Annotated in this window: 7 protein-coding genes; 3 read left to right on the plus strand and 4 right to left on the minus strand. The window is 65.9% G+C overall.

From position 1 onward, the window contains the following. Window positions 1-52: 52 nt before the first annotated feature. The 3 genes from F2P44_RS07355 to F2P44_RS07365 form a co-directional block, all read right to left on the minus strand. Complete coding sequence (locus tag F2P44_RS07355) at window positions 53-538, minus strand: hypothetical protein (RefSeq protein WP_167086056.1); 486 nt, start codon at window positions 536-538, stop codon at window positions 53-55. A gap of 79 nt (window positions 539-617) precedes the next feature. Continuing rightward, window positions 618-4,757 (minus strand): DEAD/DEAH box helicase, encoded by a 4,140-nt coding sequence (locus F2P44_RS07360; protein ID WP_229423430.1) that lies wholly within the window; start codon window positions 4,755-4,757, stop codon window positions 618-620. Beyond that, complete coding sequence (locus F2P44_RS07365; protein ID WP_167086057.1) at window positions 4,754-6,703, minus strand: S9 family peptidase; 1,950 nt, start codon at window positions 6,701-6,703, stop codon at window positions 4,754-4,756. Before F2P44_RS07365 ends, F2P44_RS07360 begins: the two co-directional genes overlap by 4 nt. A 129-nt stretch (window positions 6,704-6,832) precedes the next feature. On the opposite strand from F2P44_RS07365, the gene hemE reads away from it, so the two are divergent. Next, window positions 6,833-7,918 (plus strand): uroporphyrinogen decarboxylase, encoded by a 1,086-nt coding sequence (gene hemE, locus F2P44_RS07370; RefSeq protein ID WP_167086058.1) that lies wholly within the window; start codon window positions 6,833-6,835, stop codon window positions 7,916-7,918. Window positions 7,919-8,670: 752 nt separating this feature from the next. Then, entirely contained in the window at window positions 8,671-10,692 is a 2,022-nt protein-coding gene (locus tag F2P44_RS07375; protein ID WP_167086059.1) for a primosomal protein N', read from the plus strand. 454 nt (window positions 10,693-11,146) lie between these two features. Here the strand turns inward: F2P44_RS07375 and F2P44_RS07380 are convergent, their stop codons facing one another. Next, window positions 11,147-12,058 carry an ArgP/LysG family DNA-binding transcriptional regulator gene (locus F2P44_RS07380; protein WP_167086060.1) on the minus strand — a complete coding sequence of 304 codons (912 nt, stop codon included), beginning with the start codon at window positions 12,056-12,058 and terminating at the stop codon, window positions 11,147-11,149. A gap of 173 nt (window positions 12,059-12,231) precedes the next feature. Here F2P44_RS07380 and F2P44_RS07385 point away from each other — a divergent pair, with 173 nt between their 5' ends. Next, window positions 12,232-13,674: a dihydrolipoyl dehydrogenase gene (locus F2P44_RS07385; RefSeq protein WP_167086061.1), complete on the plus strand. Its 1,443-nt coding sequence runs from the start codon at window positions 12,232-12,234 to the stop codon at window positions 13,672-13,674. Window positions 13,675-13,788 lie beyond the last annotated feature (114 nt).

Consider the following 13,788-nt stretch of genomic DNA (forward strand, 5'->3'; position numbering starts at 1 on the left):
GCATCAAACGCCCCGCCGGGGCGCCTTTGTCACAAATGGAAACGGCTGCGACTCAGCTTGCGCGGCCGGAGCGCAGCATCTCCTGGTGCAGTCCGTTGATCCGGCCCGCGACCTCCTGACCGTTGGCGATGTTGGTCTCGTTAATTTCGCTGACCTTGGTGAAGCGGTGCCCTACGCGCACCGAGTAGGAGCGTGTGCTCCAGCTCCAGAAGCTCTGGATGTAGGTGGCGCTGTCCACGTCGCGCCACAGGACGCCGTGGCGGCCCTTCTTCCATGGCAGTACGCCCGAATACACCCAGACACCGGTATCGTCGTAGTACACCTGCACGCTACGCAGCAGCAGGATACGGTAGCCGACAAACAGCGCCGAGCCAATGAACACCACGAGGGCGGAGATGGTGCCGATCTGGAATGCCGTCGGCAGCGCCACGCCGAACAGCACGAGGGCCAGCAGGCCAACGCGGGCGTAGGCAAACCAGGACTTGACACCGAGGAGGTTTGCACCTGACGCGGCATTGGATTCGATTTCTTCTTCCATGGCTTCAATTCAATATTGGTTAATAGAAACGCATGATGTCATGGAATTGCTCCAGACGCTACTCCAAGCTTGTCTAGCCTCAGCGCAGCCCCTCCTGCAGCATGCGCAGCATGTCTCCCGGCGCCATGCGCGCCGACCCGTCGCTGCCTTCGAGCAGGCTGTCGGCCAGGTCGCGCTTGTGCTTGTGCAGCTCGACGATGCCTTCCTCGATGGTGTGGCGCGCCACCAGCCGGTAAATGGTCACCGGGCGCTGCTGGCCCATGCGGTGCGCGCGGTCCGAGGCCTGGTCTTCCACCGCCGGGTTCCACCACGGGTCCATGTGGATCACATAATCGGCCGCCGTCAGGTTGATGCCGACCCCGCCCGCCTTGAGGCTGATCAGGAACACATCGCCGACACCGGCCTGGAACGCATCGACCCGCTTTTTACGCTCCTGCATCGGGGTCGAGCCATCGAGGTACTGGTATTTGATCCCGCGCTCGTCGAGATGCTTGCGGATCAGGGTCAGGTGGTCGACGAACTGGCTGAACACCAGCACCTTGTGGCGGTTGTCGAGCAGCTCGCCCAACAGGCGCGCGAACACGGTCAGTTTGCTGCTTTGCAGGCCCAGTTCGGGCGCCACCAGCGCCGGATTGCAGCAGGCGCGGCGCAGCTTCATCATCTCGGCCAGGATCTGGATCGACTTCTGGCTCTCGGGGGCCTCGAGCGCGGCCAGCTTGGCGATGGCGTCGCGCCGCAGCGATTCGTACAGCGCCGTTTCTTCCTCGGTCAGGTCGACCGGCAGCACGATCTCGGTACGCGGCGGCAGTTCCGACAAGACCTGCGCCTTGGTGCGGCGCAGGATGAACGGCTGGATCAAACGCCGCAGGCGCAGGCGCGCCCCGGCTTCGGCGCGCTTGTCCTGGGCCCGTTCGATCGGCCCGGCAAAGCGCAGGTTGAACTGGTCGCTGGTGCCGAGCAAGCCCGGATTGATGAAGCGGAACAGGTTCCACAATTCGCCCAGGTGGTTTTCCAGCGGCGTGCCGGTGGCCACCATGCGGAACTCGCCCTGCAGCGCCATCACGGCCTGCGAGCGCTTGGTCGCGGTATTCTTGATCGCCTGCGCTTCATCGAGCACGATGCTGTTCCAGCGCACCTTGGCGAACGCCGGCGCTTCCAGCTGCAGCAGGCCGTAGCTGGCGATTACCAGGTCGAACGGCCCGGCCTCGGCCAGCATGGCGGCACGGTCGCCGCTGCCGAACAGCTTGACGTTGAGGGTTGGCGCGAAGCGCGCCGCCTCGCTGATCCAGTTCATGCACACCGAGGTCGGCGCGATCACCAGCGCCGGGCCTTGCGGCGCGCGCGAGAGCAGCAGCGCCAGCGCCTGCAGCGTTTTCCCGAGGCCCATGTCGTCGGCCAGGCAGGCGCCCACGCCCCAGTGGGCCAGGCGCGCCAGCCACTCGTAGCCCTCGACCTGGTAGTCGCGCAGCTCGGCTTGCAGGGTGCTCGGCATCTGCGGCACGAAGGCGGCATTGCGCTCCATGTGCGCCAGATGGTCGCGCCAACCCTGGTCGGTATCGACGCTGCCGGCATCCTGCGCCAGGTCTTCCAGCGCGAAGCTGGCCAGCGCATGCACCTTGACCCCGTCCGCGCTCGGCGTGCCGAAGGCCGACAGCTCCATCAGGCGCCGGTGCAGTTCGGACGTCAAGGCCATGAACTGGTTGTCGCCCAGCGCCACGAAGCGGCTGCCATTCTCCCTGAGCATATCGAGCAGGGTGCGCAAGTCCATGATGCGGTTTTCGTCGACCTGCACCTCGCCGCTGGCGGCGAACCAGTCCTTGTCGCGCTTGATGGACAGGCGCACCGACTTGGAGTCGGCTTTTTTCGCCAGGCGAAACGGCTCGCCCTCGGGCCAGGCCAGCCGCACCTTGGCCGGGTCCAGTTCCTGCAGTTCGGCCAGCAGCTCCAGGCATTCGATGGGGTTGGCCAGCAGCCATTCGCCATGGTCCGATTCGGATTGTTCCAGCACGTGCAGGGCGCCGACCAGCTGGCGTTCGGCCTCGCGCTCGGCGTCCAGGTTGCGGCGCGCTTCCACGCGCGCGCCATTCACGTCGGCGATCACGCTGTCGGCGCCCGAGCCGGGCGGGTAGTAGGCGCCGGCGTCGGGCAGGGGGCGCACCAGCACCTGCATCTTCAAGCCATGCTGGTAAGGCAGCAGGTGCACGTGCAGGCGGCTGTCGGCGTCGACCCGGGCGATGTCGGCGGCGCTGCCGCCGATGTCCGACTGCACCGTGACGATCGACGAAATCGCGCCGATCGCCTTGAGCACCTGCTTTTCCGCGTGCAGCGGCACCACCAGCCCATTGCCGACAATGGCACCGATGCGGCGGTGTTCGTCGCTGATGCGCACCACGCGCAGGCGGGTTGGCGTTTCGCGCGTGACGCACACGTCGTCGGTGTTGTCCAGAATCGGCGGTTGCAGGGTGATGGTCACATTGCCGGCGCGCGCCTTGATCATCAGTTCCGGTTCGCCCGGCAGCAGTTCCACGCGCGTGCCGGGCGCGTCGATCCAGAACAGCAGCGGATGGCCGATCAGTGCGGCCACCGCCTTGTCCATGTCGAATTCGTAGCGCACCCCGCCGCCGCTGTAGTATTTATAGGCGTTCAAGGTCGCCACCACGTGCAGGTCTTGCGAGGTGAGGAAATCGAAACTGGCCGCATCGTCCGACAGGCGTTTCAGGCCCATGGCGCGGCCGCGGCTCCAGCCGCCCTGGGCGTCGCGCTTCTGTTCGCGCGGTTCGATATCCTGCACCCCGTATAGCGGATCGAAGCGCAAGCCCCATACCAGGCGCGCTTCCTTGACCACTTCCACGTTCACCGCTGGTTGCAGGTTGATCAGCGCATTGAGCTGGCGCTCCCACGGCTCCTCGCGCTCGAACCAGCCGCTCATGTCGGCAAAGCGCAGGCGCTGGCGCAGGGCGATCGCTTCCTGCTCGCGCGAGACGGCGCCGATGCGCCCCAGCAGGGCGCCCAGCTGCGCCGCCACCAGGCCGAAGCCGGCCTCGGTCGCCTGCGTCATCATCTGTTCGAGCTGGGCGCGCTTGCCGTCCAGCTGCGGCAACGCCAGCCAGTAATGCAGCAGCGCGCGGAACATGAACGGCTGCAGCGCGCTTTCCCAGCTGCGCGTGGGCAGCACTTGCGCGTCGACCGTGCCGCCGCGGATCTGGCGCAGCATGTTCAGTTGCTGGTAGACCGCCGTGTCGTGGCTTTGCACGGTGCGTGTGACGATGTCGAGATACGCCTCGGCCGCCTTGTGGTGTTTCGGATCGGGACTGCGCAGCAGCGCCAGCACGTACAGGTGGCCGCCGATGCCGGGAAAGGTCATCTTGCGCTTGCCGGTTTCGCGCCGCAGCGCCTTGAGCGCCTGCTCGAAGCCGGCCAGCGCCTCGGCGTGGTGCTCGCGCAGCATCAGGATCACGCTGCGGTAGAACAGCGCCATCGAATCGTCCATGTCGTGCAGCAGGTGCGAGGCGTCGTCCAGGCGGCCGCACAGGATCAGGTGTTCGGCCATGACGGTACGCAGCGCCATCGACGACGCGCCCTGCGCCAGGTGGCGTTCGGCGAACACGCGCAACTGCGGCGCGCTGGCCGGTTCGCGCTGGGCATTCTCCATCAGCACCCGCAGCACCTCGTCGCGCAGCTGCGGGTGGATGCGCGCGAACAGCTCCGGCTCGAACGGGCGCGCGCAGATGTCGACCAGCGGGTGCAGGTAGCCCGCTTCGTGGCAGTTCATGCAGGCCGCCAGCAGCGGCGCCACCAGCGCCGGACCCTGGCCGCTGGCCAGCGCGATGCGCAGCAGCGCCACGCCCTGGCGGTAGCTGCGCAGGATGGCGAAGCCTTCCCAGTTGCGGCGCAGCGGGGTCAGGTTGTCGTAGGCGGTGGCCAGCGGGCCGAAGGTGCCGGCGTTGAGTGCGGCGCTCAGCGCCATCCAGCTCACTTCCGGCGTGACGATCCAGCCGCGGTGCTGCAACTCGCCCGCCACGCCGAGCGCGCGCAGGGTTTCCATCGCGTCGACCATGCGCTCGTTGGCGACGGGGATGCCGGCGCTGGCGAGGTGCTCCTGGAGGCGGATGCGGCCCATCGGTTCGCCCGCCATGGCCAGCATGGCGGCGATATGTTGCTCGACCATGTCCAGCCGGCCGAACTGGTCCCGCGTTATCGCCATGTCTTGCCCGCTCATGCAGCTCCGGGCAGATTGTCGATCGCCACCACGGCCGCCTGGCCGGGTGCGGTCAAGCCGAAGATGCGCAGGTAAAAATACAGCTCCGCTTCCAGCGTGCGCACGATGCTGTCGGCCTTGCGGAAGCCATGCCCTTCGCCCTCCAGCGTCATGTAGGCCACCGGCACGCCGGCCGCGCGCAGGGCGCTCACCATCACTTCCGACTGCTGCGGCGGCACGACCTTATCGTCCAGGCCCTGGAAGAAGATCATCGGACGGGTCAGCTTGTCGGTATGGTTGATCGGTGAACGCAGCAGGTACAGCGTTTCCGATTCCGGCTTTGGGGCGATCAGGTATTCGTTGTAGTGCGACTCGAACTTGTGCGAATCGTCGTCCAGGCCTTTCAGGTCCGATACGCCGTAGTAGCTGGCGCCGGCCTTGAACACATCGTGGAAGGTGAGGGCGCACAGGGTGGTGAGGCCACCGGCGCTGCCGCCGCGGATCACCAGGCGTTGCGGGTCGACCAGGCCGCGCGTGGCCAGGTAGCGCGCGCCGGCCACGCAATCGTCGACGTCGACCACGCCCCACTGGCCCTTGAGCGCATCGCGGTAGGCGCGTCCGAAGCCGCTGCTGCCGCCGTAGTTCACGTCCAGCACCGCGAACCCGCGGCTGGTCCAGTACTGCGTGGCCAGCTTGAGGGTACTGGCGGCCATGCCGGTCGGGCCGCCGTGGCTGATCACCATCAGCGGCGGTTTGGCCGCCGGATCGGGCGTGACGTCGGCGTTGCAGGGCGGGTAATAGAAGGCGTGCGCGGTGCGCTGGGCGTTGCCGCCGCTGGCGTAGCTGATGCTCTCCGGGACCGACAGGTAGCCGGCGGCCGGCAGCTCGCTGATCGAGTGCGCCAGCACGTCGGTGCTGGCACTGGCCAGGTCGATGCGCGCCAGTTCCAGGGCGATGGTGGGCGAGCCGCCCAGGATCAGCGCCGCGCCGCCGCCCACGCGCAGCTCGCGGATTTCTTCGTACTGGTTGATGATCGGGGTCAGCTTGCCGCTGTCGGGGGTGAGCTGGGCCAGCCGGCTCACGCCGTTTTCAATATAGGTGCAGACGATGTCGCCGTTGCCGAGAAAGCCGTACATCGATACCGCGAAGCTCCAGTGCGGCGTGCCGAATTCGGCGGCGCGCTCGCACAGCGGCTGGACTGCCCCTTCGGCCAGGCGGTACAGGTTCCACCATCCGCTGCGGTCCGACACGAAATGGAGCACGCCGGCCGGCGACCATTCGGGCTGGCAGAGCGCTTCCTCGGGGCCGCCCGCGACCAGCGTGGCCGAGGCCAGCGAGCCGTCCGGGTTGACCTGCGCCAGCCACAGTTCGGTGCCCTGCCACGGCATGCGCGGATGGTCCCAGCTGAGCCAGGCCAGCGAGCGGCCGTCCGGCGACAGGCGCGGGGCCGCGTAAAAATCGCTGCCACGGGCCAGGATGGTTTCGCTGCCGTCGGCGCCGACCGCGCACAGGGTATTGACCGGCTGCGCGCCCGCTTGCGCATGGTCCTCGCGCACCACGATCAGGCGCTCGCGTGGCGCGTCGCGCGCAAAGTCGGCGTAGCGCGCGCTGCCCGGGCGGGTCAGCGCCTGCGGCGCCTGGCCGGGGCGGATCGCGTAAATACAGTTATCGGCAAAGTGAGAAAAGTACACCGTGCCGGCCGCCACCAGGTAGGCCCCGCCGCCGTATTCGTGCACGCGGCTGCGCACATTGAACGGGGCCGGGGTCAGCTCGACCAGTTCGGCGCCGCGCTGGCGCAGCAGGGTGGTGCGCCCGCCTTCGCTGGCGCGTCCGGCCAGCCAGTAAGCGTCGAGGCCATCGGCCTGCGGCTGCGCCAGCGGGGTGGCGCCGGCGGCCACGGTGGCGGCGCTGATAGGGGAAGGCCAGAGGCCGAAAGGGGCGCTCTGTGGGCTGGTCGAAGCTGTCATGGGGATTCACTGGGTTGGCGGTGGTATGGCATGATAGATAATACCCCGACCCCATGCAAATGGCGGTGCGCGGCGTGCGGCGCGGGAATGCGATAATAGCGCCTTTCTCCAAGCTTTCGACGGTCTCCCATGCCCCAATTCGCCCCGCTCCAGAACGACACATTCCTGCGCGCGCTGCTGCGCCAACCGACTGATTACACCCCTGTGTGGCTGATGCGTCAGGCGGGGCGCTACCTGCCGGAATACCGCGCCACGCGCGAGCGGGCCGGCTCCTTCCTGGGCCTGGCCAAGAACCCCGATTACGCCACTGAAGTGACCCTGCAGCCGATCGACCGCTATCGGCTGGATGCCTCGATCCTGTTCTCGGACATCCTCACCGTGCCCGACGCGATGGGCCTGGGCCTGTACTTCGTCGATGGCGAAGGCCCCAAGTTCGAGCGTCCGCTGCGCACCGAAGCCGATGTCATGGCCCTGCGTGCGCCCGACCTGGACTCGCTCGACTACGTATTCAAGGCGGTCACCCAGATCCGTGGCGCCCTCAATGGCCGCGTGCCGCTGATCGGCTTTTCCGGCAGCCCATGGACCCTGGCCTGCTACATGGTTGAAGGCGGCGGTTCCAAGGAATTCCACACCATCAAAAAGATGCTGTACAACCGCCCCGACCTGATGCACCACATCCTGGCCACCAATTCCAGCGCGGTGGCGGCCTACCTGAACGCCCAGATCGATGCCGGCGCCCAGGCCGTGATGATCTTCGACTCCTGGGGCGGCGCGCTGGCCGACGGCGCCTACCAGACCTTCTCGCTGCACTACATGCAGCAAGTGATGAGCCAGCTCAAGCGCGAGAAAGACGGCGTGCGCATCCCGGCGGTGGTCTTCACCAAGGGCGGCGGCCTGTGGCTGGACCAGATCGCCGACATCGGCGCCGACGCGGTCGGGCTGGACTGGACCGTCAACCTGGGCCGCGCGCGCGCGCTGGTCGGCCACAAGGTGGCGCTGCAGGGCAACCTCGACCCGGCGATCCTGTTTGCCAGCCCGGAACAGATCCGCGCCGAAGTCGAGCGTACCCTGACCAGCTACGGCAAGCCGTCCGACGGCTCAGGTCACGTGTTCAACCTGGGTCATGGCATCTCGCAATTCACCCCGCCCGAGTCGGTCAGCGCCATGGTCGAGGCCGTCCACAGCTTCAGCCGCCAGCAACGCGCCGGCCTGTAGTCTGGCTACAGCGATGCCACCCTGGCAAGGTGGTTTCGCTACCCCGCAGAACCTGTTTTCTAAACGACAATATCCCACTTATTCACAATTTTCCAAAACACCCCTGATTAAAAAACAGGCGCTGCGGAAAAGTTTCTGATGCTTGCAAGTGATTGATTTTTAAGGAATTATAAAATTCGCCTGTCGAGCCGCAGAGCGCGAATGTGGACAAGATACAGAGGGAAAACGCGGTTTTTCCAGCATTGTCCACAAAGTTATCAACAGGCAGTGTGGATAAAAAGGAAAAGTCCCGCGTTTACCGCGACTTAGCGGAAATGTGAAGGTTTTACATGAAGTGTGTGCCGCACGGCGGAATGGCGCGGCACTGTGTCGGTAGGGCAAAATTGTAGTTTCCGGGAGGCAGTCCGGAGGCCCGCGCGAGCCGACGGCGGGCTGTGCTTATACACAGCGCCAGGCTGGCGAGACGACTACATTTTGCCCCGTCGCCGACTTACTTATGCACAGAACGCCGGTAAAACCCGGTTTTCCCCGTCTCCCAAGGCGGATTTTCCAAGTGATTGATTTAAAAGGATTAAATTTCTTTGATTTTCAGTTCTTAGGCTCATCTATTGTGCAAGCACAAAGCTTTTGGCCTCGCACAAATTGTTTGTCCACAAAGTTGTCCACAAGCTGAAGCTGCTTGAAACGATGTCCTGGACATCCCTGACGATCCTCTTTTTGACACCCGCCGACCCCGACCGACACCGACCCTGATGGCGTACTGCATTCTCAACATCGCGCTCGACACGCCGCTCACCAGCTGCTTCGATTACCGCTGGCCGTGCGCCGCCGGCGAGGAGCCGCTGGTGGGCCAGCTGGCGCTGGTCAGCTTTGGCCGCCGCGAGGTAGTCGGGCTCATCGTCGCGGTCAAACACCACACCGAGGTCCCGGCCGACAAGCTCAAAGATGCATTGGCCGTGCGCAGCCAGCTTTCTCCCCTGGCGCCGCAATGGATCGCGCTGGCGGCGTTCGCCGCCGACTACTATCAGCGTCCGCTTGGCGAAGTGGCCTTGCCCGGGCTGCCCAAGAACCTGCGCGTGCTCACCACCGTGGCGCTGGAGCGCGCCCTGAAAAAGCTGGCCAAGAGCGCGCCGGCGCACGACCACACCCCGCTCGACATGCCGCTGCTGAACGGCGCGCAGCAGGAAGCGGCCGACGCCATCGGCGGCGCGCAGGGCTTCACCCCGATCCTGCTGTACGGCGTGACCGGCAGCGGCAAGACCGAAGTCTATCTGCAGGCCTGCGCCGAGGTACTGGCGCGCGAAGAGGGTGGCCAGATCCTGATCCTGGTCCCCGAGATCAACCTCACGCCTCAGCTGGAAGGCAATATCCGCGCGCGCTTTCCCGGCGTGATGCTGGCCACCTTGCACAGCAGCCTGTCCGAGGGCGAGCGCATGCTGCACTGGCTGGCCGCGCACCAGGGGCAGGCCCGCATCATCCTCGGCACGCGCCTGGCGATCCTGGCATCGCTGCCGCAGCTGAAGCTGATCGTCATCGACGAAGAGCACGACCCCTCGTACAAACAGCAGGAAGGGCTGCGCTATTCGGCGCGCGACCTGGCGGTGTGGCGCGCGCGCCAGCTGGGCATTCCGATCGTGCTCGGATCGGCCACGCCCTCGCTGGAGAGCTGGCATCATGCTGGCTCCGGGCGCTATCGCAAGCTCGAACTGCGCGAGCGCGCCGTCAAGGATGCGGTGCTGCCGCGCGTGAAGTTGCTCGACATGGAGCGCGACAAACCGGTCGACGGCATCACCTCCCATCTCATGGCGGCGCTGCGCCAGCGCCTGGAGCGCGGCGAACAATCGCTGCTGTTCCTGAACCGGCGTGGGTACGCGCCCGTGATCTGTTGCGAATCGTGCGGCTGGATCAGCAACTGCACCCGCTGCACCTCCTTCATGGTGCTGCACAAGCCCGAGCACCGGCTGCGTTGCCACCACTGCAGCCTGGAGCTGCGCATTCCGCGCCACTGCCTGACCTGCGGCAACGTCGACCTGCAACCGCTCGGGCGCGGCACCCAGCGGGTCGAAGAAGGCTTGCAGCAGGTTTTTCCGCAGGCGCGCATTTTGCGCATCGACGCCGACTCCACGCGCCTCAAGGGCAGTGCGCAGGCCGCGTTCGACACGGTGCACCGGGGCGAAGTCGATATTTTGATCGGCACCCAGATGGTCGCCAAGGGGCACGACTTCAAGAAACTGACCTTGGTGGGGATTCTCAATCCCGACACGGCGTTGTTTTCGCAGGATTACCGGGCCAGCGAGCGCCTGTTCGCGCAGCTGATGCAAGTGGCCGGGCGCGCGGGCAGGGCGGCGCGCACGGAGGGCGGCAGCGTGAGCGAAGTGCTGATCCAGACACGTTACGCCAGCCATCCGCTGTATTCGGCGGTGGTGAACCACGACTACGACCGTTTCGCCACTGATTTGCTGGCGGAGCGGCGCCAGGCTGCGCTGCCGCCGTATCTGTACCAGGCCCTGTTGCGGGCCGAGGCGCCCGAGCTGGAAACGGCGATTGGTTTTTTAGAGAGTGCGCGCGACGCGCTGGTATTTGACGGCATTACGCTGAACGACCCGATCCCGATGACGATGACGCGCGTGCACAACGTCGACCGTGCGCAGCTGCTGGTCGAAAGTCCCTCGCGGCCGGCGCTGCAAGCCTTCCTCAAAGAATGGCTGGCCCTGTTGCGCGCCATGAAAAGCCGCGTCAAATGGTCGCTCGAAGTCGACCCCCTCGATATCTGAAGCAACTTCCCCCCAACCGGGGTCTGACCTCTGATTAGCAATTCCACACCGGGGTCAGAGCTCTGACTAGCAACAAAAATGTTGGTGGTTGCAAAGGTGATGGTTTTTCACGACGGTTTCGACGACTCTGAAGTCTGTAGGCTAGCTTTGCGCAGGAGCCGGCTGGTTTATCCGTCGATTTGTTTCACACAGAAACTAATTGCTAGTCAGAACTCTGACCCCGGTTATGCAAGTTCCCACACCGGGGTCAGAGCTCTGACTAGCAACAAAAATGTTGGTGGTTGCAAATTTGATGGTCTTTCACGACGGTTTCGATGACTTTGAAGTCTGTAGGGCAGCTTTGGCTCAGGAGCCGTCTGGTTTACCCGGCGATTTGTTCTACCGCGAAACTAATTGCTAGTCAGAGCTCTGACCCCGGTTAAGCGTTTGGGGCTGCTGAGCAATAAATTGCTAATCAGAGGTCAGACCCCGGTGTGGGCTGGGGCAGGTAGCGGCGGGCGCTGGTGACGATGTGCTCGGTCAGGGCGTGCGTGAAGGGGGTGTCGATGTTCCAGGCGTGCCACGAGAGCGCCGTGCTCCAGGTCCGCCCCGGCGCCAGATCAATCAGTTGGCCCGAGGCAATCCGGCTCAGCGCGCTCAGCTCGGGCATCAGGCCGTACGCCACGCCGTGCAGGATGCAGTTTTCCAGCGCCGGCGAGACCGGCATGGTGTGGTGCGGGAACACCACCTCGCCCTCGAATTCCTGCGCCAGGAAGCGCGCCAGTTGCTTGCGCTCGCTGACCACCGCCGGCGCCAGCGCCACCGCCTCGGCAATGAAGCCGTCGCCGAACCAGTGCCCCGCAAACGCGGGCGTGGCAACGCAGGTGTAGCGCAGCAGCCCCAGCGGCGTGGACGTGGTGCCGGCCGCGTCGCCGCCGACCTCGTCGGTCTCGGCCACGCAGGCGAACACGGCGCCTTCGCGCACCAGCCGCAGCGCGCGCTCGCCGTCGGCCAGCTGGATATCGAACTGGCAGCGCGGCGGCGCCAGTAGCGGCGGCAGCGCATGCGCGAACCAGGTCGCAAGGCTGTCGGCGTCCAGCGCCAGGGCCAGCGCCGGCAGGCTGGTGTCGCGCCCGAGGTCGATGTCGAGCGCCGCTTCCATCAGTTTGACGTGGCGGAAATGCACCACCAGCCGCTGCCCCAGCCCGGTCGGCACCGAGGGCGTGCCGCGCACCACCAGCAGGCGCCCGCACGCGTCTTCCAGCGCCTTGATGCGCTGCGATACCGCCGACTGGCTCATTCCCAGCAGCAGCGCTGCCTTGTCGAAACTGCCGCTCGCCGCCACCGCGTCGAGCACGGCCAGGCCGCGATAGTCGAGATTACTCATCAGTAGCGCTGTTCCATGGTGATTTGATGAGCAATACTAATACGCTTAGGCCAGTGCTGCCAACGCGCAACAGCGATGCGCCACGGTAAAGTGAAAATTGGCGTATCGTTGACGCCTGAAAACGGCACCCGCCCGCATCCCATGTTGTACCTCAAGTTGAAGAAGAGTCCGCCATGAACAAGTTACACGTCGATGTCGCCGTCATCGGTACCGGTACCGCGGGTCTTTCCGCCTACCGCGCCGCGCGCGCCCAGGGGAAAACCGCGGTCCTCATCGAAAGCGGCCCCTACGGCACGACCTGCGCCCGCGTCGGCTGCATGCCCAGCAAGCTGCTGATCGCCGCCAGCGAGGCGGCCCACATGCTGGCGCTGGCGCCCCGGTTCGGCGTGCATCCGGGCCCCGTCCGCATCGATGGCAAGGCCGTGATGGCGCGCGTGCGCAGCGAACGCGACCGCTTCGTCGGCTTCGTGCTCGAGAGCGTCGATAGCATCCCCGACCACGACAAGCTGCGCGGCCACGCCCGCTTCACCGGACCGCAATCGCTGCAGGTGGACCAGCACACCAGCATCGAGGCCGCGCGCGTGGTCATCGCCAGCGGTTCCACCCCGGTCATGCTGCCTCAGCTCAAGGATGTGGGCGAGCGCGTCATCGTCAGCGACGATGTGTTCGACTGGACCGACCTGCCCGCCTCCGTGGCGGTGATCGGTACCGGCGTGATCGGCCTCGAACTGGGCCAGGCCCTGCATCGCTTGGGCGTGCGCGTGAGCGTATTCGCGCGCGGCGGCAGCGTGGCGCAGCTGAGCGACCCGGAAGTGCTGCACGTGGCCGCCAAGGCCCTGGCGCGCGAGCTCGACCTGCGCTTCCAGCAGCGCATCGTCAGCGCCGAACAGCAGGGCGAGGAAGTGGTGCTGGTCACGCGCGACGCCGCCGGCGCCGAGCATACCGACCGCTTCGCGTATGTGCTGGTGGCGGCCGGGCGCACGCCCAACGTCGACCAGATCGGCATCGAAACCACCGGCCTGGAACTGGATGAGCGCGGCATTCCCCTGTTCGACGCCACCACCATGCAGTGCGGCACCAGCCACATTTTCATCGCCGGCGACGCCAACAACGAGCGCCCGGTGTTGCCGGAAGCGGCCGACCACGGCAAGATCGCGGGCGACAATGCCGGCCGCTATCCCGACGTGCGTCCCGGCCTGCGCCGCACGCCGCTGACGATTGCCTTCACCGAGCCGCAGATCGCCACCCTGGGCGCGAGTTACCAGGAACTGTGCGCCGAAGGCAAGCCCAAGTTCGCAATCGGCAAGGTATCGTTCGAGAACCAGGGCCGCAGCCGGGTGATGCTGCAAAACCACGGCATGCTGCGGGTGTACGGCGAGTACGGCACCTGCCGTTTCCTGGGCGCCGAGATGATCGGGCCGCGCGCCGAGAACCTGGGCCACCTGCTGGCCTGGGCCTGCCAGGCGCGCCTGACGGTGGCGCAGATGCTGGACATGCCGTTCTACCATCCGGTGATCGAAGAAGGCGTGCGCACCGCCCTGCGCGACCTGGCGGCGGAGCTGGAAAAAGGCGCCCCGAAAGCGAGCAGCGCGCCGGACAACACCCCCGGCGTGTAAGCGCGAAGGCGGGTGTTTCCTGGCCGGCGGCCGAGGGGTCAGACCCCGGTTTTTCAGTGAGGGGTCTGACCCCGGTGTTGCCCGGTATCGCCCGGTGTTGCCAGTGAGGGGTCT

Origin of the sequence: Massilia frigida (assembly GCF_011682175.1) — a bacterium.
GTDB classification, from domain to species: domain Bacteria; phylum Pseudomonadota; class Gammaproteobacteria; order Burkholderiales; family Burkholderiaceae_D; genus Telluria_A; species Telluria_A frigida.

Bases quoted from the DNA above. Each gene is read 5' to 3' on its own strand.
- F2P44_RS07355 (WP_167086056.1), bottom strand. From the start codon at position 538: ATGGAAGAAGAAATCGAATCCAATGCCGCGTCAGGTGCAAACCTCCTC.
- F2P44_RS07360 (WP_229423430.1), bottom strand. From the start codon at position 4,757: ATGAGCGGGCAAGACATGGCGATAACGCGGGACCAGTTCGGCCGGCTG.
- F2P44_RS07365 (WP_167086057.1), bottom strand. From the start codon at position 6,703: ATGACAGCTTCGACCAGCCCACAGAGCGCCCCTTTCGGCCTCTGGCCT.
- hemE (WP_167086058.1), top strand. From the start codon at position 6,833: ATGCCCCAATTCGCCCCGCTCCAGAACGACACATTCCTGCGCGCGCTG.
- F2P44_RS07375 (WP_167086059.1), top strand. From the start codon at position 8,671: ATGGCGTACTGCATTCTCAACATCGCGCTCGACACGCCGCTCACCAGC.
- F2P44_RS07380 (WP_167086060.1), bottom strand. From the start codon at position 12,058: ATGAGTAATCTCGACTATCGCGGCCTGGCCGTGCTCGACGCGGTGGCG.
- F2P44_RS07385 (WP_167086061.1), top strand. From the start codon at position 12,232: ATGAACAAGTTACACGTCGATGTCGCCGTCATCGGTACCGGTACCGCG.